This is a genomic window from Massilia cavernae (assembly GCF_003590855.1).
In the GTDB taxonomy this organism is placed as follows: Bacteria; Pseudomonadota; Gammaproteobacteria; order Burkholderiales; family Burkholderiaceae_D; genus Telluria_A; species Telluria_A cavernae.
Window position 1 is genome coordinate 36,451 of record NZ_QYUP01000117.1, and the last position, 22,304, is coordinate 58,754.

Genomic DNA, 22,304 nt, shown 5'->3' on the forward strand with positions numbered 1-22,304 from the left:
TCGAACTGGATACAGGAATTTCACGGCGTCTCCCGCTGCACATGGTACGCGACCGACAGCAGGCGCGAACTGAGCTTCAGGTTGGCCCTTTCGGCCGCACCTAGCGACACTTCGAAGCGCACGCGCTCGTTGACGATGCGGAAATTGATGACGCTGCCCTGGCGCAGGGCGCCGTCGAATTCGGTGATGGTCAGGATGCCCTGCGTGGCGGCCGCGCGCAGCAGTCGCTCGGCGCGTTCGGCCTCGGACAGGCCGACGAACAGCACGTCGACGTCTTCCAGGGGATCGTCCGCATCCATCCTCTTGACGGTGACCGGGCGGACGGCGCCGCCGCGGGTGGCGACGATGCGCGCGAGTTCGGCGGCGATGTCGTCAGCCCCGACCACGCCGATGACCAGCGGGCCGGCGACCGGCTCGGCCGTGGCCGGGAAATCGACATAGCCGATGAACTTGGCCACGAACGCGGCCTTGATGCCGCGCTCGGTGCCGACGTCGGCGCCGGTGGCTATTGGGGTGCTCCACGCAAATACCGCGAGCACGGCGGCACATGCGCACAGCCGCCTGAGGATTACCACCGGGCTGAGGGACCGGCGCATGGCAGGCTCAGAAACGGTTGACCAGCTTGGCCAGCGCGGCGCGCTCGAACACGCTGCGCCCGCCCGGGCTCCCGAATTCGACGTGGGTGGCATGCAGCAGGTTCTTGCCGATCAGCGCGAACTCGAGGTTCGGGGCGAGCTTGGCGATGCTGGCGCGATACGGAAGTGACGACTACGTCGCTGAGCTGCTCCAGCGAGAACGACGGCAGGTCGGTGTCGTCGGCGCGCGCCCCGGCTACGAACGCGATCGATGTGGCGGCAACGGCGAGCGTCAGCGCGGTGCACTTCCGGGATGGACGCATATAACTCCAAGTGGAGACAACCGACGACCGTAACGGCGACGCGGGCCGGAGGCCCGAATCATTTTTGAAGGAAATTATACCTTCATCTGCCGGAAGTCCGTCGCCGATTCGCTACGGTGTCCCCCGCATCACCCGCGCCGGTTCCACCAGTAGCCGGCCAGCGCCGCCACCACGCCGGCGCCGAGGCAGGCCGCGACATTTGCGCCACCCAGATGAAGAAGTACAGCACGTCGCCGCGCTTGCCCATCAGCGGCGCTCGCGAATCGAACAGGATGGCGCAGGCGGCGCAGAAGAAGATCATCGGCACCAGCAGCAGGCCGTAGGCCTGCAGGTAAGGCACCAGCTCGATCGGACCGTCGCCGCGCAGCGCATGCAGTACCAGCATGGTGCACAGGAAGCCCAGCAGCAGCGCGCCCAGGTAGGCGACGGCGCCGACCCAGCGGCCGGCCAGGAACAGCACGTTGCCGACCGGGGTGGCGCCAATGACGCCGCCGGCGCCGCTGCGCAGGTCTTCGCCGATGCGCCCGCGCACCAGGTAGAAGCCACCCAGCGCGAACACCAGGCCGGCCAGCGTAGCGCTGCCCAGCGCCAGCGCCGAACTGGTATACAGCACGCGCGCATCGCCGGCGGTCAGCATCGCCGTGCCACTGGCCGGGTCGGACAGCATCGCCCACGCCAGCGCCGCCACCGCCAGCACCGCGACGATGGTCGACAGGCGGCGTATGCGCAGCTTTGCTTCGGAAAGGGCCAGCGTGCGGATCACATGCCAGGTCATGCGGCCTCCCTGCGCAGCGCGTAGCGCTGGGTCATCAGCGCCTCCTCGAGGCTTGGCTCGGCCAGGTGGGCGCCCTCGCAGGGCTGGGCCGGATGGGCGATACGCAGCGCGACCCGGTCGCCGTTGCGCTGGGCATGCAGCACATGCACGCGTTCGCGCAGCGCGCCGGCCAGCATCGCATCGGGCGTGTCGCAAGCCACCAGGCGGCCCTCGCGCATGATCGCCAGCTGGCCGGCGATGCTTTCCACGTCCGACACAATGTGGGTCGACATAATCACCAGCTTGTCGAAACCAAGTTCGCCCAGCAGGTTGCGGAAGCGCAGCCGCTCCTCCGAATCGAGGCCGGCGGTGGGCTCGTCGACGACCAGGATGTCAGGGTCGTTCAGCAGCGCCTGGGCAATGCCGAGGCGGCCCCGCATCCCGCCCGAGAACGAGGCAGCGGGACGCCCGGCCTGGTCGTGCAGGTTGACCAGTTCGAGCAGGCGGCGTATGCGCGCCGGGTCGCGCACGCCCTTGAGCGCCGCGAAATACTGCTTGACATCCTCCCCTTCGTGAACGAAATGGGATTCCCACTGCTGGCGTCTGATGTCCCAGACGGAAGCCGGACTGAAAGAGCCCAGCTTCTTATTCAATCCGCAGGATATCTCTCGACCTCGCCTAATGCGACTGCGGATTGGAAAAAGCGGTACTAGTAAATCATGCCCCAGCGCGTAATCGCATACTGAAGCACTTATTGAGTTTGACCGTGGACCAACACCAAAGTTCAAAACATTTTTTCACTTGGACGGCTGCGGGCGTTTCGCGCCCGGCTCCTTTCACTCCCTGCCCTGAAGTACAGGGTTTCTCGGAGCAATTCTGATGAACTTGAGCGCGCTCAAGTTCGGGTACACGCCGAAGTCCTGCGGCAGGAAGCCGAGACGGCGCCGGATCAGGTCGGGCTTGCGCGCGATGTCCTCGCCCTTGAACAGGATCTGGCCGCCGGTGGGCCGGGTCAGCGTGGCGATCATCTGCATCAGCGTGGTCTTGCCCGCGCCGTTATGGCCGATCAAGCCGACCACGCCGCTGGCCAGCGACAGCGTGACATCATCCACGGCAAGGACATCCTTGCCGAATTTTTTCACAACGTTGCGCAGCTCAAGCATGACTTCCCCGTGAATTCGTTAGTGGCCCGCAGTGACTGTAGACGAGGCGCCGGCCTGCGGCACCCGCGATGTGACGAACGGACCGAAACGCAGGATGACCTGCGCCAGCGCTGGGCCCAGCCGCGGGGACGTTGATCATACTTCCGAAGTTAATAAGAGAACAATATTGCTGTGCATTTTTCAAGAAAATGTTATCTCCGGATGATTTTCCCTGTTTGCAACACGAATATAATTACCCGGCAAAGTCCCTGAACGGGGCGTATTTACAGAGGGGACCACACGTTGGCAGGATCTCGCGATACACCGCCTGGCCGCATCCGCGGCGCGCTACTGGCTTCGCTGTGCCTGGTGTCCTCGTTCGCCTTCGCCCAGCATCCGGAGCTTGACCGCCGCCTCGCCGAGATCCGCGCCGTCGTCCGCTTCGTCCCCGAAAAAGCCATCCTCCAGCTGGTTCAGCTCGAACCGCAGGCGCGCGCCGCACCGCCGCGCACCAAGGGTGAGTTCCTCTACCTGCTGGCGGTATCGCGCCGCATTCTGGGCCAGAAGGCCGACTCCGGCCGGTTGGCCGAAGAACTGCTGGCGCTCGGGCGCCAGCACCAGGACAAGGTCCTGATCGCCAAGGGCCTGCTGGCGAAGGCCTATTACGAATTCGCGGTCAACAAGCTGGCCGAGTCGCACCGGCTGGCGTGGGAAGCCGAGCGCATCGCGAACACCACCGACAACATGGCGCTGCGGGTGCAGGCCACCATCACCTCCGGACACTCGTACAGCGAGGAAGGCAACCTGCCCGCGGCGCTGAAGAAACTGCAGGAAGCCGTGGCGCTGGCGCGCGCCTACGGCAAGCCGACCCAAATGGTCATGGCGCTCAACGCGCTGGCCATCCATTACGGCCGGCTGAAGGAATTCGACAAGGGCTTCGAAACGCTGGACGAGGCGTTCACCGTGGCCGCGTCGATCAACTCGCCGGGCCGGATGGCGATGCTGAAGAACGCCGAGTACGGGCTGTCGGTGGAATCCGGCCAGTACGACCGCGGCCTGAAGGCACTGCTCGAAGCGCATGCGCTGGAACGCAGCATCGGCGCCGAATCGATGATCGTCGGCTCGCTGGTCGACCTGTCGGACAGCTACCTAAAAAAAGGCGACTACGCGAGCACCGCGAGCTACGCGCTGCAGGCGATTGCGGCGGCGCGGCGGCTTCACGACGCCGGCAACGAAGCGACCGCGCGCGTCAACCTGGGCCAGGCCTACCTCGGACGCGGCAAGCTGGCCGAGGGCAAACGCGAATTCGAAGCCGGCCTTGCGGTATACGAGCAGTCGGGCGACAAGCCGGAACTGCAGGCGGTGCTGGCCGAATATGGCGAAGCGCTGGAACGCGCGGGCGACTTGGCCGGCGCGGTCAAGGCCTACCACCGCGAGCGCGCGCTGTCGGACGAACTGTTCGAGAAGCGGCGCCAGAAGGCGATGCTCGAACTGCAGGAAAAATACGACGCTGAGACGAAGCAGCGCCAGATCGAACTGCTGCGACGCGACAATCAGGTCAAGTCGACCGAAATCGACAACCGCAGGCTGCAGCAGCGCGTGTGGTGGCTGCTGATGCTGGTGTTCGCGATGGGTTCGATGATCGTCTACGCGCTATATCGCAAGGTGCGCGAGGCGAATGCGCAGCTGGAGGTAAAGAACCTCGAACTGAAGCAGCAGAGTTCGCGCGACCCGCTGACCGGCTTGTACAACCGCCGCCACTTCCAGGAATTCATGCGCGGCCACCTGCAGATCGAGCAGCGCGGCGCCGGCACCTCGGGCGAGGAAATCGTCGGCGCGCTGTTCCTGCTCGACGTCGACCACTTCAAGCACGTCAACGACGGCCACGGCCATGCGGCCGGCGACGCGGTGCTGAAGATGATTTCGGATAATTTGAGGGAGATCCTGCGCGAGACGGACATGATCGTGCGCTGGGGCGGCGAAGAATTCCTCGCCTTCCTGCCTGCGATCCCGCGCAGCGGCATCGACGACATCGCGCGCCGCCTGCTGGAGGGCATTTCGGAGCAGCGGATCGACTACCAGGGCGCCAGGCTGTCGGTCAGCGTATCGGTAGGCTACGCGCCCTTCCCGCTCATACCCGCACGCGACCCACTTCCTTGGGAACGGGCGGTCAACCTGGTCGACATGGCGCTGTACCTGGCCAAGGCTCACGGCCGCAACCGCGCCTACGGCGTGCACGGCTTCGCCAACTTCGAGCAGACCTCGATGGAAGCGATCGAACAGGACCTCGAACGGACCTGGCGCGGCGGCTTCGTCGACATGAAGGTCGTGCTGGGCGACGACACGCATGCGCGACCGGCGAAGTGGCAGCACGAAGCGGCGGACGCGCGCGCCGCGGAAGCGGCAAGTTAGTCGGGACGCGCCGCGTCCTGGATCTTCTCGCCCGCGCGTTCGACCTTCTTGCCCACCTTGTTGGTAGTTTCGTCCAGTCCGCGGCTGGCGTCGCGGGTAGCGTCCTCGATCTTGTCGCCGGTGGCACGGGCGGCATCGGCTACCTCCTGGCCTGCCTTGTCGGCCTTTTCCAGGTTCTCCTCCAGCTTGCGCGCGACCTTGTCGCTGGCCTCGTCGATGGCGGCGCCGGCCTTCTGCGCCGGTCCCATTTCTTCATCGCGGCGGTTGCAGGCCGCCACGCTGGCAATTAGCGCCGCGACCAGCAAGGCCCTGGCGGCAAGGGTGGTATTCATCATCTGCTCCATCTAATCTATTGCCCTTTAGCATACACCTGAACTCAAAATGGCGTCGTCCGCCTGATGTTGTAGCTGGATCGGGGACGGACCGGGTCACGTTGACCCCGATCTTTGCTAAAGAGAGCTTTGGAAAGCAGTTAGCGGAGGATTTGCTGGGTGCGGGGGATTCGCGCAGGAAGGTGCGGCGGTCGCGCTCGATGCTGGCAAGGATATCGGCGCGGTTGCGCGAACAGACGCGCGTGTTCTCCAGCCATTTGCGCACGCTGAGGTCGACTTCAAGGTTCAGCTTTTCCGCGTCCGGCGAGGCGTGCCCGTTCACCAGGTGGCTGGCATAGCAGCGGTGCCACACCTTGATCTTCTTCTGCACACGCCGCACACTTTCGTTGGAGATCGAACGTTCGGGCAGTTCGGGCGGCACGCAGTCGAAGCTGGATGCCGCCGCGGACGCCATGCTTGCCGCCATCAGTACCGGAACAAGAATTTTGAACATACTCGAAAGCTCTCCGTTTGCGAGCCATAATAGTAGATCAAGTGGCAATATTTTCAAAATTATTTTTTAATCAACACCCGACCAGCAGCTGTTGCCGATCCACGTCCCGCCCTTCGCCATGCAGTCGCTGCGCTCCTTGTCGACTTGGGCGGCCTCGGCCTTCTGGCGATCACGTGCCGCCGCGATCTCGGCGTCGACGCGCCGGGTTTCGCCGTCCTCTCCCCACTTGCGCACGAAGGATTGCAGGCGCTCCCGCGCCCACGCGATGCTGTCCTTGCCGAGCGCGCTGCCTACGGCGTCGACCGTGGTGCGCCATGCCTTGGCACGCTGCTCCTTGCGTTCGCATTCGACCGAGGATTCGTTGAGCGACTGCTGCAAACGCTGCAGCTGTTCGGCCGTGGCGCCGCCGCCGCGCAGCGCAATCAGCTCGCCCTGGGCTTCGCCCAGCTTGCATTCCGCGCCAAGCGCAATCGCGCGGTCGACGCGCGCTTCGATCTTCCTGGGCCGGTCAAGGAACCACGCGCCGAACACGATCGCCAGCAGCCCAAGCCACCAGCGCAGCCTGACCGGACGCCTGGCCGGTCTTGCAGACCCGCCGGCAGGCGGTGCGGAACGGCCCGGCGGCGCTGCAGCCGCGGCCTGCGGTGGCACGGCCTGGCTGGATGCCGCCATGTGCGGCGCCGCAGGCGCCGTTTGCACCGGCTTTGGCGCATGCCCCGGACGGGTATGTCCCGGACGGGCATGTCCCGGATTATCGACGCCCGCGTGCTGCCCGGTGCCGCACCAGGGACAGAAATTCACCGGGTGCGGGAAGGTACGCGCGCAGGCGGCATGGATGCATCGGTACTGTTGCTCTTGCACGTGTTGGGGCCTCAGTCCGGATCGGGTATGTCGTCGTCAGGGTCGGGGATCACGCTGCCGAACAGCGCCGCCAGCTCGGGCACCTGGCCGGCGGTCTTCCACTTGTCGGCCTTTGGATTCCACGCCATGTTCCACACTTTCGTGGAGTCGCCCACCTCGCCGCGCGCGATGCGCTGTCCGATCTCGCCCGGCGTAAACGGCCCGGCCTGCGCACCATTCAGGAACAGCTTGAAGCGCGTCCCGGATTGCGCAGTCGCGCCGCCCTCGGCCTCGCGTGCCAGCGCCTTTGCAGCGGCCGCCTCGCTGGCCAGGTAATCGGCGCGCATGACGCGCTTGTCGACCGGACGCTCGACCTCCCACGAGTAGGCGTCGGCGTGCGATCCCGCCACCTGTTCGGTCCATCCGGCGATGCTGGCCGATGCAGCGTCGACATGATCGGCAGCCAGCGCCGGGTCCAGCGCACGCGCGCGCTTGAACCATTCTTCGTACAGCCGGCGCGCGGTGATGGTCGGCAGCGAGGGCGCCGGCAGCTGGGCGCCGGTCTCGTCGACTTCCAGCCGCGGCTCGTACACGCGCTGCTGGTAGTGGCGCATCAGCGCCGCAAGCAGCAGCAGCTGGTGCGGCCCCATGCGCGACAGCCGCTGGCGCACCGCGTCGATGACCTGTTCGCGGTAGTAGGCCGGCAGCCCGTTGGAGCGCACCGCGAATTCATTCCCGATCTGCAGCCATTCGCCCGATCCCGGCTCGACCTCGAACAGGTATTGCCCGCGCGGCTGGAACGAGGCTTCGCGGTCGCCCAGGTCGGGCTTGCGCCGGATGACGCCAAGCGCGTTGGCCTGCATGAACCACTCGTAGTCGTCGGCCAGCCGGTTCAGTTCATCCATCGACGGCGAAATCGGATGCCTGAAGCGGGTGGAGTCGAAATGCAGGTGGGTCGGTATCTTCGGATTCTCGATCTGATACGAAGTACGCCAGGTCGGCAGCCCGCGCAGCACCGTCATCGGGTAGCCGGACAGCTCGATGTAGCAGACCGCCTTGCCCCCGATGCCGGTATTGACCACCGAGACCAGGTCGCCGTGGAAGAAGCCGGACGGCACCGCCGCCTTGATCTCCGCTTCCATGCGCCGCCATGCGTTGACGTCGCCCACGCCGATGAAGCACTTGAACTGGTCGGCGCGCGGCGTGAACTCGGCCGAGAAACGCGCGCTAATCCACGGCATCGCGCTGCGAATCCATTCGCTGAAGATGCGGTGGCGCTCCTGCGGCGACATGGCGGACAGGCGTTCGAGCAGCGGATCGCCCGGCGCCGCTTCACCCACCTGTTCGCGCGAGAGCTGGGTCTGGGCGCGCCGGAACAGCTTGAGCAGCAGGCTGGAACGCAGCTTGTCGTCGTGCAGCTGCGGGAACAGGCGCGCCGAGCCGCCGAGTTCGAGCAGCACTTCCTCGCTCCATGCGCTGGCGTCGCCGGACAGCGCGACCGGGTCGGGATGCAGGTCGCCGGCAAGCTTGATGCAGGTGGCATGTTCGTGCTGGGCGTCGGCGCGCAGCTGCTCGATGCGGCGGTCGACCGCGCCCAGCATGGCCTGCACGGCGCGCCGCCCTTCCTGGAATTCGCCGGCGATGCCGCTCCACTCGGCCTGCCCGCGTTCGTCGGTGGCCTGCGGATCGCCCAGCCAGGCCGACATATTGCGCATGACTTCAGTCGACTGCTCGCTGGCCGTCGCCAGCAAGTGGAAGCGCAGGTAGTCGGCGATGTCGCGCTTGAGGTGGCCCATCACTTCGCGCGCCTGCGCCTCCTTGCCGATCAGCCGCGACGCAGCCTGCGACAGGTTGCCCAGCGATTCCTCGACCTGGCGCGTGCGCAGCGCGTCGCGCACCTCGCGGTAGCGGCGCGCATTGCGCTCGGCGTTGACCAGGTCGCGCTGCAGCAGCCTCGCCTTGACCTGTTCCAGCAGCGACAGCACGAATTCCAGCCCGCCCTGCCTGCGGTCGTCCAGCAGCGCGTACAACTGGCCGCGCGCGCGGTCCTTCAGGCGTGACGTAAGCTCCAGCGTGTGGCGCTTGATGCGGTCTTCGCTGGTCTCGGCGGTCGCGCCGGCTTCGCGGATCGCGTCGCGCTCCAGGTTCGGCAGCAGCTCGGCCACCTTTTCGCGCCATACCTTGATCTCGTACGACGCCATGATGCGGTCGATCTCGAGCTGGACCTTGCTTTCCACCCGCTCCAGCAGCGAGCGCTGGTCCTTGCCCGTCAACAGCTCGCTGGTAAGCGCGTACTCCTGGAACGGCGTGACGTCCACCGTGCCCTTCTTAAAGTCGGGGAACTCGGTGAAGGCGCGCTCGCCCATGGCCAGCTGGTCGCGCATGAAGGTGTCGCGTTCCTGGTCGCCGGCGCGGCGCGCTGCGGCCCCGTCGCGGCCCGCCAGCCCGAAGAAGGCCTTGACCATCAATCCCGCCAGCTCGTACGCGCGGATATCGTCGCGCAGGCTTTGCTGGGTGTCGAGCACCGACTGGCCGAAGGCCGAGTACACCTTGGAATACGACAGCCGCATGTCGCCGAAGCGCTGCTCCGGCACGCGCGGGTTGTACGGCCCCAGCTTGTGCTGCTGCTGGTTGACCGCCACAGAGCGCTTGCGGTTGGCGAAATCGGCCGAGGCGAAGTCCTCGAACAGCGTGTCGGCCACCATCTGGTAGATGTCCTTGATGTCGCCGGTGGCCTTGTTTGCCATGTTGGCGGTGTCGACAAAATAGACGTCATCGAACGGCGCGCCCTTGCCCACCAGGCTGTCGGGATCGGCCCAGCGCACCTGCGCATTCATGTCGCGCATCGCGGTTTCCAGCTCCATCAGGGTGGCGTAGGCATTGGCCTCGGTGCGCTCCTTGTTGGCCTTGGCGAAGCCGGACGGCAGGAACATCACCAGGTCGACCTGGCTGTCCGACACTTCCTGGCGCGCGATGGCCTTGGCGATCCAGCCCAGGTCGAGCGCGGTGCCGGCGCCAGTGCCGCCGGCGCAGGATCCGATGACGACGATGCGGAATTTTGACGTGTCGACCTGGAGGCCGAGGCGCTGGTAGTTTTCCTTGCGCTCGTTGCCCGCGTTACTGCTCAGGAAATTGAGCGCGCCCTTGATGCGGCCGCGCAGCTTGGCGTATTTGTCGAACAGGTAAAGCCGCGCCACCGCGCGGATCTGGCCTGCGCCCTTGGACGGGTCGATGCCGAGCGAGCGCAGTTTCTTCGGACGCAGCGGCATCCAGCTTTCGATCAGCGGAAAGCGCGCCAGGCTGTCGTCCGACTCGTGGTATTGCGGCAGGTCGATCGGTTCGACCAGGCGTTCCTCGTCGGTGAGCTTGACCAGTTCGTACCACGGGTCGGTGCGCTGGGACTTGCCTTCGTCAATGACGGCGCTGCTATCGAGGTCGAAGTGCAGGAAGCGCGCCACCGGAAACTGGCTGATCGACTCGACCCGCGTGGGGTCCTGCTTGCTCCACACTGCGGAGAGGATGCGGCGCCGTATGCGCAGCATCACTTCCATGCCGGTGCCGCCCGCGCCGATGAAGAGTGTCGGCCGCAGGTCGACCTTCAGCTCGGCCTTCTTGTCAGTGCTTGGAAAATCTGCCATGTCGGTTCTTTCAGTGTCAGGTTCAGCGGCGGCCAACGAAGACCGCGGCGACCAGTGCGATCAGCCCGACCGCGACCAGGGGAGCGGTGACCGCGAAGGTGAGGAATTTGCTGGCGTTGATGATGGCGAGGACCGCGGCTGCGCTCAGGAAGCCCAGTCCGACGAACATCAGCCAGCCCGCGCTGCAGGCAGACGACGGCGCTACCCTGCGCACCACCAGATGGTGCACGTAGGCGTTACGGGCGAAGAAGTACACTACCAGCAGCACCAGGAACACCGCAGCGCCGATCGCCAGGTCGCGCGTCGAGGTGTCGGTGACGGGCGCGCCCGCCACCGGCTGCACTTCGATTTGCGCGTTGGCGGCGTCGCCGGGCGGTGGCGTCTTTGTCAGCGATTCGGGCTGGCCGGCTTCCTCGCCGGGCAGCTTGAAGCCGGGATCGGCGCTCGGCGTACCCCGGTTCTCGTTCTTCTGCATATGATCCTCTTGGGTCAACGGCCCAGCCTGACCTGCGCGCCCTCGCGCAGGCCGGTCAGCTGGTGGCCGAAAATCGTGGTCTTCAGTTGCGCCAACTGCGCGCCCGCCTTGTCATACACTGGCTGGGTGGTGCCGGCGCGCGCCATCATCGTGCGCGGCTCGCCGTCGACCGTCAGGTAGGCCTTGCGCGGCCTGGCGTACGCGTATGCCGCAGCGCCCAGGGCTGCCGTCAGCGCCAGCGCGCCGCCCATCAGCGCGGCCAGCGGCGCCATGCCGTAATGGACGCGTACCTCGATCGGCAGCACCGCGCGCGAACCGCGGATGTCCGCCGGCGGGACGAAAATGTCGGGCAGCGGATCGCCGGGGAACAGGGCCTCCATGCGGCGACGGAAGGTTTGCGACAATTCGAGCCGCTGGCCGCTCAGCTGGAGCTCGATCCTCCCGGGCAGAACAAAGGCCGAGCCTGCGGAGCGGATCGCATCGAGCGACCACTTGCCCGGCAGCTGCGCCACGGGCAGCTGCATCACCGACGCCAGCGGCTCGCTGTGGCCGGGCGCGAGGTTGCGGATGCTGGCGTCATCGAGCCGGATGTCGCGGGTATCAAAGCCCAGAACCGAGCGCGCCGCCAGCGTGGCGCTGGCGATGGTGTAGGGGTACATCGTGTTTTCCAGGTTCCAGCCGATTTTCGCGGCGGGCGCATTCGCGTCCGGCGCCACGTCGGCGCGCAGCATGCCGTCCGGCGCCATCGAGAACGACACGCCCGGCGCATTTTCCACCTTGCGCGGCACCAGCCGCACTGTGGCGCGGTCGAGCGGCTTGAGGCGCGCGGGCGGCTCCGTAATGACATGCGCGATGCGGCCCGCGGCCAGCAAGGCGTCCAGCTCGCGCGCGCCCTGCTCGCCGACGGCGAACACATACAGCATCAGCCCATCGGCGCGGAAGTGGGTTCCCTCGACCGGCATCTTGAGCGGATACGCCAGCGCCGCGGCAATGCCGCCGCCCTGGTGGATCAACTGGTAGAACTCGCGATTACGGCGGGCGGTGGCCTGGTCGTTGTGCGGGCTGTTGCGGTTGTTCGTCACCAGCCACACCAGGCCGGGTTTGCCGCCCAGCGCCGTGCCGATCGCCGCCTGCACCGCTTCGCCAAGGTCGGTGTCGGCCAGCGCGCTGCTGCCAGGCTTGCGCGCCGGCTGCAGGCCGGCCAGCGCGTCGCGCACCTGCGCCCGCACCGCGCCCTCGGCCACCCTGGCCGACATCAGTGCCTTGGGCGACGGCGCGCCGGGCAGGCTTTGGTTGAAGGCGGCCAGCACCATCCGGTCGCCCGGTTGCGTGACCGCGGCGGCCAGCTCGGTGACGAGCGGCTTGAACTGCGATGCGGGATCGGCGTAGAACGGCTCCATCCAGCCCGAGTTCTGGACCAGGAACACGTGCGACACAGCCTGCGCGGGCAGGCAGGGACACAGCAGCGCTGCGCCGGCGGCCAGTTGCGTCAGCAGGCGTTTCACGACAGCGCTTCCAGCCGCCACCCGCGTATCTGGTTCCAGTCGGGATGGTGCAGCCACAGGCAGGCGTCATACACGAAGGGCACGCATTCGAGCGGCCGCGCGAGGCGTGCGATGTCGTCGAGGATCACGTTGCGCCGGCCGATCCACTCCACCGTGGTGCGCGCGATGGTGCGCGACGACAGCGCATCCTCCGCCCTGCCGGTGTATTTGTGGAAGCGCAGTACCAGCCCGCTCGGCTGGCTGCGGTTATTGTTGAAGCTGCGCAGCAGCGGCAGTACCAGCGTGTCGTCGTCATGCGGGTCTTCCACATGCTCGGGTCCCCACGGTTCGCCGACGACCGCATGGCCGCGCCGGAACAGCAGGCTGGCGAAGCCGAGGCGCGCCCCGCTGATCGGTTCCGCTTGCGGGGCCGGCGTGCCCAGTTCGAGGAAGGAGTAGCCGTCGACGCCATGCCCGATCAGCCACAGGCGGCCGTCGCGGCTTTGGGTCGGGCCTCCGAATTCGAGGCGCGGCGTCCAGCCTTGGGGCCAAGCCAGCCACTGCGGCTGCGCGCCGGGACGCCATGAAAGCTGCCCATGCTCGTGCAGCCAGGTCAGGCGGTCGTCGTAAGCGATCGGACGGCTCCAGCCGGCGCCGGGCGCGCCGGGACAATGCATGACGTCGACGTCGGCGCCGTCGGCCAGCGCGCTCCACAACCGCGTTTCGCCGTCGACCTCGAACAGGCAGGAGATATGGCGGCGGATTGCGCCCGGGCTGCTGGCGAGCGGCGCTTCGAACACGGCTTCGGTGCGGTAGGTTTCGCTGACGGGATTGATCCAGAGGCGATGCAGGCCGGAGGCGGTGGGCACCAGCGCCACTTCGCCGCGCAGCGGATTGAGCGCCGGCAGCCAGGCGTGTTCCGACGCGGTGAACGCCAGCGGCGCAGCGCCCTCCTCGGCCACCATCACATGCCACAGCTGCGCGGCCGGGTCCCAGTACTGCAGCACGCTGCGCGTTGTCGCCAGCGCCAGCAGGCGCTGCACGGGGAAGCCGTACGTAGCGGCGGCGAACACGCAGTGGGCGTTGGGCGGCACCGGCATCGTAAGGTCGTACCGACCGACGGCAGGTGCGGCCAGACGTTGTTCCAGGCTGGCGCCCAGCGGCAGCATCGTCACCGGCAGGCCGTGCGGCACATGGCGCGGCAAAAACTGGTCGCCCGACGGGCCCCACCAGTCAGGCCGCTGGCTTGCATCGGCTGCAGGCTTCTTCAGCGCGCGGCCGCAATTGGGGCAGAACGCAAAACCTTCTGGGAAAATCGGCGAACAGTCGCAGGTGAGCGGCAGCGAGGCGCCGAGCAGCTCGGCGCAGTCGGGTACCCGGCCGCGCGCATGGGCCTGCCAGTCGACCTGACCCAGCCCTTCGCTCGACGCCAGCTCGAAGCGCGCACTTTTCTCGTCCTCCAGCCAGACGCTGGCAGGCGTTTCCCATCGATATGACATCTCGCTCGCCTGAGTATATGTATGTAAGAGCGCAATCGTGCCCGCCACGCGGGGGCGCAGTTGCTGAAGAAATCATAGCGCAACTGCAAACTCCGGGCGGTTTGATTGGCCGGTACTGTTTAGCGCGCCTGGCGGCGCAGAAAGCGCTACCCGGCAGGCAGGCGGAATGTGCTTCTGCACAGGAATTACGCAATAGAATCCGTATAATGGCGGGTTGCTTCCTTTCCCCTTGAATTGCACATGACTTCCCCCGACAACGACGCCGCAGCAGGCTTCGGCGCGATTCCCGCCACTGCCGTCAACGCGGCTGCCGCCCATCTCGGCGCCATCCTGACCGTTGCAATGGAGCACGGTCCGGCGCATGCGGCGCTGGTGGTGTACGACGCCCGCACCGACCTGGCGCGCGCCCTCACCGAGGGCTACAGGCGCAACTTGCCGGGCGCGGAGTTCATCGATTTCGACACCGTAGCGGCGGAAGAAGTTCTGTCCGCCTTCCGGCGCATGCAGCCGTCCGACCTGGTGGTGCTGGTGCAATCGACCAATTTCCGGCTCGAAGCATTCCGCATCCGGGTCGAGCTGTTCAAGCTGGGGCTGAAGGTGATCGAACACGTGCACCTGTCGCGCATGCCAGGCCTGCAGGGCGAGCACTACATCGAATCGCTGGCATACGACACTGCCTACTACCGCGGCACAGGGCGCGCGCTGAAGGCGAAAATCGACACCGCAAGCTCGGGCGCCGTGTACAGCGGCGCGGCGAAGCCGCTGCTGTTCGCGTCGCCGTTCGAGCCGGCCAAGCTGAATATCGGCGACTACAGCGAGATGAACAACGTCGGCGGCCAGTTCCCGATCGGCGAAGTATTCACCGAGGCGCAGGACCTGGAAGCGGTCAGCGGCGAAGTGCGCGTGCATGTGTTTGGCGACACCGCCTACATGGTCAACCGCCCGGAGGTGCCGATGACCCTGATCATCGAAGCGGGCCGCGTGGTCGGCACGCGCGATGCGACGCCGGAGTTCGAACAGGTGCTGGCGATGATCCGCGCCGAGGAAGGCGAAGTGTGGGTGCGCGAGCTTGGCTTCGGCATGAACCGCGCCTTCACTATCGACCGCCGCGTCGACGACATCGGCACCTACGAGCGCATGTGCGGCATCCACCTGTCGCTGGGCGCCAAGCACGGCGTGTATCCGAAGCCGGGTTTCAAGCGCAAGGATGCGCGCTTCCACATCGATATCTTCGCGGTGACGGAAGCTGTGTACCTCGGCGACGAGCTGGTATATAAAGACGGTGCGTGGATCGCCTGATCCATTTTCTTCCGGAGCTGAACATGCTATCCAACGACCAGCGCGAACAATTCCAGCGCGACGGCTACCTCGTCGTCCCCGGCTTCAAGAGCATGGAGGACATCGCCCGCCTGCGCGCACGCGCGGCCGAGATCATCGACGCCTTCGACCCTGGCGAGAGCCGTTCGATCTTCACCACGCAGAACCAGGAAACCGCCACCGACATGTACTTCCTGCGCTCGGATAACACGGTGCGCTGCTTCTTCGAGGAAGAAGCCTTCGACGAGAACGGGCACCTGAAGCAGGACAAGTCGCTTTCGATCAACAAGATCGGCCACGCCATGCACGACCTCGACCCGGTGTTCGACGCCTTCTCGCGCGGGCCGGGGCTGGACGCCGTGGCGCGCGGCCTCGGGCTGGAACAGCCGCAGATATGGCAGTCGATGTATATCTTCAAGCAGCCGGGCATCGGCGGCGAGGTGCGCTGGCACCAGGACGCCACCTTCTTCGATACCGATCCCATCAGCGTGACGACGTTCTGGTTTGCGCTGGAAGACGCCACCGTGGATAACGGCTGCCTGTGGGTGGAACCGGGCGGCCACCGCAGCCCGATGCGCGAGCGCTTCCTTCGCACCGGCGACGAGATCAGGATGGAAAAGTTGGACAGCACGCCGTGGCCGGACGACAGCGTGGCGGTGCCGCTGGAGGCGAAGGCCGGTAGCCTGGTGTGCTTCCACGGCCTGCTGCCCCACTACAGCGCGCCAAACCGCTCGCCGGTGTCACGCCATGCATACACGCTGCACGTGACGGACGCGCGCACCACGTACTCGCCGAGGAACTGGATCCAGCGCGACGCACAGTTCCCTGCGCGTGGGTTCATTGCCACGGACTGACAAGGGAAGGCCGTGCGTAGCTCCGGGTAGATTACTATTAGGCTGCTAAAAACCTGATAGAAAAATAATGCAACCCTTCATGAACCAGTACACCCTCCAGCAAAAAACCTTTCTACTCCTCCTGACGGTTGTCACCGTCGCATTTGCCTGGGTCCTGGCACCGTTCTCCGGTGCGATCTTCTGGGGCGTCGTCCTTGCCATCCTTTTCGCGCCCCTCTACCGCCGGCTGCTGCTCGGCACCAGGCAAAAGCCCAATGCTGCCGCGCTGCTCACGCTGCTGTCGATCATGGTCATGGTGATCCTGCCGCTGTCCTTGATCGGCGCTTCGTTGATCAGGCAATCGGCAGGGGTCTATGAGCGGCTCGCTTCAGGCCAGGTCGACTTCGGCGCTTACTTCCAGCAGGTCGTGCAGGCCTTGCCACAGTGGCTGATCAATTTGCTGGAGCGTTTCGACCTGACCAACCTGGCGACGCTGCAGCAGAAATTGGCGGACGTCGCCGCACAGGTCAGCCAGGCGACGGCAAGGCACGCCATCAACCTCGGGCTGAATACCTTCGACTTCCTGGTCAGCCTGACCATCATGCTGTACCTCTTGTACTTCCTGCTGCGCGACGGCCAGTCGCTGACGGCGCGCATCCGGCAGGCGGTTCCCTTGAGCCGCAAATACAAACAGCGGCTGTTTAACAACTTCACCACCGTGATCCGCGCCACAGTCAAAGGCAATATCCTGGTCGCGGCCGCGCAAGGGGCATTGGGCGGCCTGATTTTCTGGTTCCTTGGCGTCGAAGCCCCGCTGCTGTGGGGCGTGCTGATGGCCTTCCTGTCGCTGCTGCCGGCGGTCGGCGCGGCGCTGGTGTGGGCGCCGGTCGCGGTCTACTTCCTGGTGACGGGCGCAATCTGGCAAGGCGTGGTGCTGATCGCCTTCGGCGTGATCGTGATCGGACTGGTGGACAACATCCTGCGCCCCATCCTGGTCGGCAAGGACACCAAGATGCCGGACTACGTGGTGCTGCTGTCGACGGTGGGCGGCATGGCGCTGTTCGGGATCAACGGCTTTGTGATCGGGCCGGTGATTGCGGCGCTGTTCATCGCCACTTGGGATTTGTTTACGACTGCCGAAGAGTTTCATCCGGACTGACTTGCGCGGCAGTAGTCGGTGCAGGCCGCACCGGCGCCTCCACCGGCACCTTGATCGTCACCGTCGTTCCCTGCCCCGGCTCCGAATCGAGTTCCACGATCCCGCCCAGCATGCCGGTGACGATGTTGTAGACGATGTTCATCCCCAGCCCGGTGCCGCCCTGCCCCATCTTGGTCGTGAAGAAGGGGTCGAACACCTGGTGGATCACCCTGGCCGCCATGCCGACGCCGTTGTCGCTGAATTCGATCAGCACCTGGTCCCCGTCCGCCGGCCGCACGCCGATCACGATGCGCCCTTCGCTGCGGCCCTCGAACGCGTGCAGCAGCGCGTTGTTGATCAGGTTCGACAGCACCTGTCCCAGGCTGCCCGGATAGGAATCCATCTCCAGCAATTCGCACACTTCCACCCTGGCCTCGCAATTGGCGCGCTTGAACTGGGCCGAAAATGCCGCCACCGTGTCGTGCACCACCTTGCACACGTCGAAGCGGCGGCGCTTGTCGCTGGTCTGGTCCACCGCCACCTGCTTGAACGAGGTAATCAGGTCGCCCGCGCGCCGCAGCGAGTTGGTCATGATCGTGCACGCCATCCTGGTGTCGGCCAGGTGCGCTTCCAGCGCCGAGCGCTTGAGTCCACCCTCCTTGTACTTGCGCTCGAATTCGTCCGCCATGTCCGACAGCGCCGTGGACGTCAGCAGGCTGTTTCCAATCGGGGTATTCAGTTCGTGCGCGATGCCCGCCACCAGCGCGCCCAGCGACGCCATCTTCTCCGACGTGATCAGCTTGCTCTGCGCCTGCTTCAACGTCTCAAGCGCCGCCGACAGGTCGCCGTGCGCCGCTTCGACCTTGGCCTTCTGCTTCTCCACCTCCACCAGGCTGGCGCGCTGCTGGTCGAGCGTCACCTTCAGGCGCGACGCCAGCGAGCGGCTGCGGTCGGACGCATTGATCAGCGCCGCCACCAGCGCGCTGATGATGGTGCCCGCCATCGCCACCAGCATCACAATCGTCACGTCGCGGCCGTAACGGCTTCCGGCGACGGCGCCAAAGCTCATCACCCAATTACGGGGCTGCACGTCGATGGTCTGGGTCCAGCCCAGGCGCGGCAACATGTCGAACGTGGGCATGGCGCTGTCGAACATCACCCGTCCGGCGCCATCGCCGACATCGATCACCTTCACCGTCATGTGGCCGGACTGCGCCGGGTCGATCACCTCGTCCATCAGGTTCTGCATCCTGAACACGATCGCCAGCGCGCCGACGAAGGCGGCGCGGCGCTGCTCCACCGTGTCGAGCGGCATGTTCGGCCGGTACACCGGGGTGCGTGCGACGAAGCCGGCGCCGGCCGACCTGCCCTTGTCCTGGATAAGCTTGATCGGTTCGGTGGCGACGATGCCGCCGCTGTCGCGCGCCGCCTGCACCGCCGCCAGCTGCGCAGGCAGTGCCGCAAGATCGAAGCCGAAAGTGCTCTCATTGCCGGCCATCGGTTCGACGTATTCGATGACCTGGTGCTCGGGCCCGTCCACCGCCGGATGCACGGTGAACCCGGGATAGCCGCCCGGGTGGCGCGAGCTGTCGCGCCGCACGGCGTCGGTGAAGGCGGGCAGCGCACCGGCCGGCACCTGGCGCACGAACTGGATCGCCAGGAAACCAGGGTAGCGTTCGGCCAGGTTCAGCTCCTGCACGAAGCGGGCGAACTGACCGCGGGTGACGGTCTCGTTGACGGCGAACAGGCCCTTGATACTGATGAGCATGTCGAAGTAGGTTTGCAGCCGCACACGGGTGTCGTTGGCCACCTTGTCGGCGTCGCGCTGGAAATTGCTGCGGATCCGGGCGTCTTGCGAATTGGCCACCAGCACGCAGATCCACACCGTCAGGCAAATGCCGACGGCGAAGGCCAGGTAGCCCTTGGTGCGCCTCAGTCGCTTGTCCATCCGAAGTTATGCCCTTTGCAAACGTTTCCTCTGTCCATCATAACGCCGGCTGCCGCCATGTTTCAGCTTTTTTTACAATCCACGGAAGCAATTGCCCTAAAGATACGATTAGAATGCACCTGCAATTTTTTCCAACAATAAACCCGGGTAAATATGAGACGTTTGCCGATCAGCGTTGCGGCGCTGTGCCTTGCCATGTCCGCGTTCGCGGCCGAACCCTTCGACGACAAGTTCCGCCAGCTCGAGGAAGTGCTGCCTACCCCGAACACCATCCGCAACGCCGCCGGCGCCCCCGGCCACGCCTACTGGCAGCAGCGCGCCGACTACACGATCCGCGCCCGCCTCGACGAAGCCAGGCGCAGCATCAGCGCGACCGAAACCGTCACCTACCATAACAACTCGCCGGACACCCTCAACTACCTGTGGATCCAGCTCGACCAGAACATCTTCCTGCCGGGTTCCGACGCGCGCACCACGGCCACCGTGGCCTCGCGTGAAGCCTGGGCAAAGGCGAAGGGCGAGGAAGACGGCATGAAGTTCGACGCCATGCGCGGCATCCTGGAAGCGCGCACCTTCGAGGGCGGCTTCAAGATCGGCAACGTCAAGTCGTCCAGCGGCCAGCCGCTGAAGTACACCATCAACAAGACCATGATGCGGATCGATCTGCCGCAGCCGATGAAGCCGGGTTCGCGCTTCTCGTTCAACATCGACTTCAGCTACAAGATCAACGAGGCGAAGGTGATGGGCGGCCGCACCGGCTACGAGCACTTCGAGGACGACAAGAACGACCTGTTCGAGATCGCCCACTGGTTCCCGCGCATGGCGGCCTACTACGACGTCTACGGCTGGCAGCACAAGCAGTTCCTCGGTTCCGGCGAGTTCACTCTCGAATTCGGCGACTACGACGTGCAGCTGACGGTACCGTCCGACCACATCGTGGCCTCCACCGGCGACCTGCAGAATCCCGGTGCGGTGCTGACCGCCGCCCAGCGCGAACGCCTGGAGCGCGCGCGCACCTCGGCCAAGCCGGTCGTCATCGTCACCCAGCAGGAAGCCGAGGCGGCCGAGAAGAACCGCGCCAGCGGCACCAAGACCTGGCACTACAAGGCCAGGAACGTGCGCGACTTCGCGTTCGCCACCAGCCGCAAGTTCATCTGGGATGCGCAGGGCTACAAGAAGGGCGGCACCGACACCATCGCGATGTCCTACTATCCGAAGGAAGGCAACCCGCTGTGGGAGAAGTACTCGACCCAGGCGATCATCCACACCATTGAGCAGTACAACAAGTATTCGCTGGACTACCCTTACCCTGCCGCGATCTCGGTCAACGGCCCGGTGGGCGGCATGGAATACCCGATGATCTCGTTTAACGGCCCGCGCCCGACCAAGGACAAGAAGACCGGCGAGCTGACTTACTCGAAGCGCACCAAGTACGGCCTGATCGGCGTGATCATCCACGAAGTGGGCCACAACTACTTCCCGATGATCGTCAATTCCGACGAACGCCAGTGGACCTGGATGGACGAAGGCCTGAACACCTTCGTTCAGTACATGGCGCAGCAGGCGTGGGAAGAGAACTACCCGCAGTCGCGCGGCGAACCGCGCGCGATCGTCGACTACATGCGCAGCAAGAACCAGATGCCGATCATGACCAACTCGGAGTCGCTGCTCCAGTTCGGGAACAACGCCTATTCGAAACCTGCCGCCGCGCTCAACGTGCTGCGCGAGACGGTGCTGGGCCGCGAGCTGTTCGATTTCGCCTTCCGCGAGTATGCGCAGCGCTGGAAGTTCAAGCGCCCTACTCCGGCCGACTTCTTCCGCACCATGGAAGACGCGTCCGGCACGGACCTCGACTGGTTCTGGCGCGGCTGGTTCTACACCACGGATGCGGTCGACGTCAGCGTCGCCGGCATCACCGAGTACGGCGTAAGTTCGAAGAACCCGGAAACCGAAAAGGCGCTGCAGCGCAAGCGCCGCGCGGAAGAACCGGTATCGGTCACCGACCAGCGCAACAAGGGCATGCCGCGCCGCGTGGACGCGCATCCCGAGCTGAAGGACTTCTACAACGAACACGACGACTTCACGGTCACCAACAAGGACCGCAACAAGTACAACGAGGCGATGGAATCGCTGGAGCCATGGGAAAAGGCCTTGCTGGCACAGGGCAAGCACCTCTACCTGGTCGACTTCAGCAACGTCGGCGGGCTGGTGACGCCGCTGGTGCTGGAGATTGAACTCAAGAGCGGGAAAAAGTACATCGAGCGCATCCCGGCCGAAGTGTGGCGGTATTCGTCGAAGAAGGTCACCAAGCTGATCGTCACCGACGAGCCTATGGTGGGCCTGGCCCAGGACCCGCACTGGGAAACCGCCGACATCGACGTATCCAACAACGCCTGGCCGCGCAAGGTCACGCCTAGCCGCCTGGAGCTGTTCAAGACCAAGAAGGGCCAGGACGACATGATGAAGGACTTTAACGCGCCGTTGAAGGCGGCCAAGCCGGCCGAGGAGTAAGCCATCGCCCTGCATCGCCTGAAGTACCTTGCCGCCGCCGCGCTGATCTGCCTCAGCGCGGCGGCGCAAGCGCACCGCTACCACGCCGGCCTCACCGACATATCGTTCAATGTCCGCAGCGGCAGCACCGAAATCGTCCACACCTACATGACCCACGACGTCGAGGCGCTGCTGGCCAACCTGTACCAGCGCCAGTTCGACCTGAACGACCCGGACGACGAGGCCATCCTGCGCAAGTACGTCGAGCAGCAGTTCTGGCTGCTGGCCCAGGACAAGGCCCGGCTGCCGCTGCGCTGGGTCGGCATGACGGTCGACACCCAGAGCGTCACTATCTACCAGGAAGCGGAAGCCACGCCGCTGGCGCGCATAGGCGCGATCCGGCACGGCGTGCTGGCCGACTTCCTGCCCGACCAGGTCAACACCGTCAACCTCAACGAAGGCGGCGCGGTCCGCTCGCTGACCTTCGTCCGCACCAACCCAGAACAAGCCGCACGATGACGCTTCGCCTCCGCTGCCTTCCCCTCGCGCTTTCCGCACTCGCCATCGCGCCGACCGCCAGCGCCGACGACCTGCTGTTGCCGCGTATCCTG

20 protein-coding genes are annotated in these 22,304 nt (G+C 65.6%); 8 read left to right on the forward strand and 12 right to left on the reverse strand.

Annotation, left to right across the window (positions count from 1 at the left end; all coding sequences use genetic code 11):
- Positions 1–20: 20 nt before the first annotated feature.
- Positions 21–596 (reverse strand): TOL_0243 family YfiR-like periplasmic protein, encoded by a 576-nt coding sequence (locus tag D3872_RS13255; protein ID WP_182915803.1) that lies wholly within the window; start codon positions 594–596, stop codon positions 21–23.
- Here D3872_RS13255 and D3872_RS25690 point away from each other — a divergent pair.
- Together D3872_RS25690 and D3872_RS25695 are read left to right on the forward strand one after the other, a co-directional pair.
- Positions 595–765: a hypothetical protein gene (locus D3872_RS25690; protein WP_182915804.1), complete on the forward strand. Its 171-nt coding sequence runs from the start codon at positions 595–597 to the stop codon at positions 763–765. The genes D3872_RS13255 and D3872_RS25690 overlap by 2 nt on opposite strands.
- Positions 762–902, forward strand: coding sequence for a hypothetical protein (locus D3872_RS25695; protein ID WP_182915805.1), 141 nt, complete (start codon positions 762–764; stop codon positions 900–902). Before D3872_RS25690 ends, D3872_RS25695 begins: the two co-directional genes overlap by 4 nt.
- 78 nt (positions 903–980) lie before the next feature.
- On the opposite strand, the gene D3872_RS13260 is transcribed toward D3872_RS25695, so the two are convergent.
- The 3 genes from D3872_RS13260 to D3872_RS13270 form a co-directional block, all read right to left on the reverse strand.
- Positions 981–1,673: an ABC transporter permease gene (locus D3872_RS13260; protein WP_119811211.1), complete on the reverse strand. Its 693-nt coding sequence runs from the start codon at positions 1,671–1,673 to the stop codon at positions 981–983.
- On the reverse strand, positions 1,670–2,305 hold the full coding sequence (locus D3872_RS13265; protein ID WP_229459318.1) for an ATP-binding cassette domain-containing protein: 636 nt from the start codon (positions 2,303–2,305) through the stop codon (positions 1,670–1,672). The genes D3872_RS13260 and D3872_RS13265 overlap by 4 nt, the downstream gene beginning before the upstream one ends.
- A gap of 183 nt (positions 2,306–2,488) precedes the next feature.
- Positions 2,489–2,815 carry an ATP-binding cassette domain-containing protein gene (locus tag D3872_RS13270; protein ID WP_229459319.1) on the reverse strand — a complete coding sequence of 109 codons (327 nt, stop codon included), beginning with the start codon at positions 2,813–2,815 and terminating at the stop codon, positions 2,489–2,491.
- A 282-nt stretch (positions 2,816–3,097) separates the two neighbouring features.
- On the opposite strand from D3872_RS13270, the gene D3872_RS13275 reads away from it, so the two are divergent.
- Complete coding sequence (locus tag D3872_RS13275; protein ID WP_229459320.1) at positions 3,098–5,206, forward strand: tetratricopeptide repeat-containing diguanylate cyclase; 2,109 nt, start codon at positions 3,098–3,100, stop codon at positions 5,204–5,206.
- Here D3872_RS13275 and D3872_RS13280 read toward each other — a convergent pair.
- The 7 genes from D3872_RS13280 to D3872_RS13305 all read right to left on the reverse strand — a co-directional run bounded on the left by D3872_RS13280 (position 5,203) and on the right by D3872_RS13305 (position 13,967).
- Entirely contained in the window at positions 5,203–5,538 is a 336-nt protein-coding gene (locus tag D3872_RS13280) for a hypothetical protein (RefSeq protein ID WP_119811224.1), read from the reverse strand. The two genes, D3872_RS13275 and D3872_RS13280, sit on opposite strands and share 4 nt — an antisense overlap.
- Entirely contained in the window at positions 5,459–6,031 is a 573-nt protein-coding gene (locus D3872_RS25280) for a hypothetical protein (RefSeq protein ID WP_147373876.1), read from the reverse strand. The genes D3872_RS13280 and D3872_RS25280 overlap by 80 nt, the downstream gene beginning before the upstream one ends.
- Positions 6,032–6,097: 66 nt before the next feature.
- A complete protein-coding gene (locus D3872_RS13285) occupies positions 6,098–6,892 on the reverse strand; it encodes a hypothetical protein (protein WP_147373877.1) in 795 nt (264 codons plus the stop codon).
- Positions 6,893–6,903: 11 nt separating this feature from the next.
- On the reverse strand, positions 6,904–10,509 hold the full coding sequence (locus tag D3872_RS13290) for a tubulin-like doman-containing protein (protein ID WP_119811213.1): 3,606 nt from the start codon (positions 10,507–10,509) through the stop codon (positions 6,904–6,906).
- Positions 10,510–10,531: 22 nt separating this feature from the next.
- The gene (locus D3872_RS13295; protein ID WP_119811214.1) at positions 10,532–10,984 is read right to left on the reverse strand and encodes a hypothetical protein; all 453 of its coding nucleotides are present in this window, start codon (positions 10,982–10,984) and stop codon (positions 10,532–10,534) included.
- 14 nt (positions 10,985–10,998) lie between these two features.
- A complete protein-coding gene (locus tag D3872_RS13300) occupies positions 10,999–12,489 on the reverse strand; it encodes a hypothetical protein (protein ID WP_229459321.1) in 1,491 nt (496 codons plus the stop codon).
- Complete coding sequence (locus D3872_RS13305) at positions 12,486–13,967, reverse strand: hypothetical protein (protein WP_119811215.1); 1,482 nt, start codon at positions 13,965–13,967, stop codon at positions 12,486–12,488. Before D3872_RS13305 ends, D3872_RS13300 begins: the two co-directional genes overlap by 4 nt.
- Before the next feature lie 240 nt (positions 13,968–14,207).
- Here D3872_RS13305 and D3872_RS13310 point away from each other — a divergent pair, with 240 nt between their 5' ends.
- The 3 genes from D3872_RS13310 (at position 14,208) to D3872_RS13320 (ending at position 17,276) form a co-directional block, all read left to right on the forward strand.
- Entirely contained in the window at positions 14,208–15,266 is a 1,059-nt protein-coding gene (locus D3872_RS13310; protein ID WP_119811216.1) for a M29 family metallopeptidase, read from the forward strand.
- Positions 15,267–15,289: 23 nt separating this feature from the next.
- Complete coding sequence (locus D3872_RS13315) at positions 15,290–16,138, forward strand: phytanoyl-CoA dioxygenase family protein (RefSeq protein WP_119811226.1); 849 nt, start codon at positions 15,290–15,292, stop codon at positions 16,136–16,138.
- A gap of 79 nt (positions 16,139–16,217) precedes the next feature.
- A complete protein-coding gene (locus D3872_RS13320) occupies positions 16,218–17,276 on the forward strand; it encodes an AI-2E family transporter (RefSeq protein WP_119811217.1) in 1,059 nt (352 codons plus the stop codon).
- Here the strand turns inward: D3872_RS13320 and D3872_RS13325 are convergent.
- Entirely contained in the window at positions 17,245–19,203 is a 1,959-nt protein-coding gene (locus D3872_RS13325) for a CHASE domain-containing protein (RefSeq protein WP_229459322.1), read from the reverse strand. The two genes, D3872_RS13320 and D3872_RS13325, sit on opposite strands and share 32 nt — an antisense overlap.
- A gap of 153 nt (positions 19,204–19,356) precedes the next feature.
- Here D3872_RS13325 and D3872_RS13330 point away from each other — a divergent pair, with 153 nt between their 5' ends.
- Both D3872_RS13330 and D3872_RS13335 read left to right on the forward strand, forming a co-directional pair.
- A complete protein-coding gene (locus tag D3872_RS13330) occupies positions 19,357–21,714 on the forward strand; it encodes a M1 family metallopeptidase (RefSeq protein WP_119811218.1) in 2,358 nt (785 codons plus the stop codon).
- A gap of 45 nt (positions 21,715–21,759) precedes the next feature.
- Positions 21,760–22,212, forward strand: coding sequence for a DUF6702 family protein (locus D3872_RS13335; RefSeq protein ID WP_307719430.1), 453 nt, complete (start codon positions 21,760–21,762; stop codon positions 22,210–22,212).
- Positions 22,213–22,304 lie beyond the last annotated feature (92 nt).

What these genes read in the sequence shown, in the direction of transcription:
- D3872_RS13290 (WP_119811213.1), bottom strand. Translation starts at nt 10,509, where the DNA reads ATGGCAGATTTTCCAAGCACTGACAAGAAGGCCGAGCTGAAGGTCGAC.
- D3872_RS13255 (WP_182915803.1), bottom strand. Translation starts at nt 596, where the DNA reads ATGCGCCGGTCCCTCAGCCCGGTGGTAATCCTCAGGCGGCTGTGCGCA.
- D3872_RS25690 (WP_182915804.1), top strand. Translation starts at nt 595, where the DNA reads ATGGCAGGCTCAGAAACGGTTGACCAGCTTGGCCAGCGCGGCGCGCTC.
- D3872_RS25280 (WP_147373876.1), bottom strand. Translation starts at nt 6,031, where the DNA reads ATGTTCAAAATTCTTGTTCCGGTACTGATGGCGGCAAGCATGGCGTCC.
- D3872_RS13325 (WP_229459322.1), bottom strand. Translation starts at nt 19,203, where the DNA reads ATGGACAAGCGACTGAGGCGCACCAAGGGCTACCTGGCCTTCGCCGTC.
- D3872_RS13320 (WP_119811217.1), top strand. Translation starts at nt 16,218, where the DNA reads ATGAACCAGTACACCCTCCAGCAAAAAACCTTTCTACTCCTCCTGACG.
- D3872_RS13305 (WP_119811215.1), bottom strand. Translation starts at nt 13,967, where the DNA reads ATGTCATATCGATGGGAAACGCCTGCCAGCGTCTGGCTGGAGGACGAG.
- D3872_RS13315 (WP_119811226.1), top strand. Translation starts at nt 15,290, where the DNA reads ATGCTATCCAACGACCAGCGCGAACAATTCCAGCGCGACGGCTACCTC.
- D3872_RS13270 (WP_229459319.1), bottom strand. Translation starts at nt 2,815, where the DNA reads ATGCTTGAGCTGCGCAACGTTGTGAAAAAATTCGGCAAGGATGTCCTT.
- D3872_RS13280 (WP_119811224.1), bottom strand. Translation starts at nt 5,538, where the DNA reads ATGAATACCACCCTTGCCGCCAGGGCCTTGCTGGTCGCGGCGCTAATT.
- D3872_RS13310 (WP_119811216.1), top strand. Translation starts at nt 14,208, where the DNA reads ATGACTTCCCCCGACAACGACGCCGCAGCAGGCTTCGGCGCGATTCCC.
- D3872_RS13260 (WP_119811211.1), bottom strand. Translation starts at nt 1,673, where the DNA reads ATGACCTGGCATGTGATCCGCACGCTGGCCCTTTCCGAAGCAAAGCTG.
- D3872_RS13295 (WP_119811214.1), bottom strand. Translation starts at nt 10,984, where the DNA reads ATGCAGAAGAACGAGAACCGGGGTACGCCGAGCGCCGATCCCGGCTTC.
- D3872_RS13330 (WP_119811218.1), top strand. Translation starts at nt 19,357, where the DNA reads ATGAGACGTTTGCCGATCAGCGTTGCGGCGCTGTGCCTTGCCATGTCC.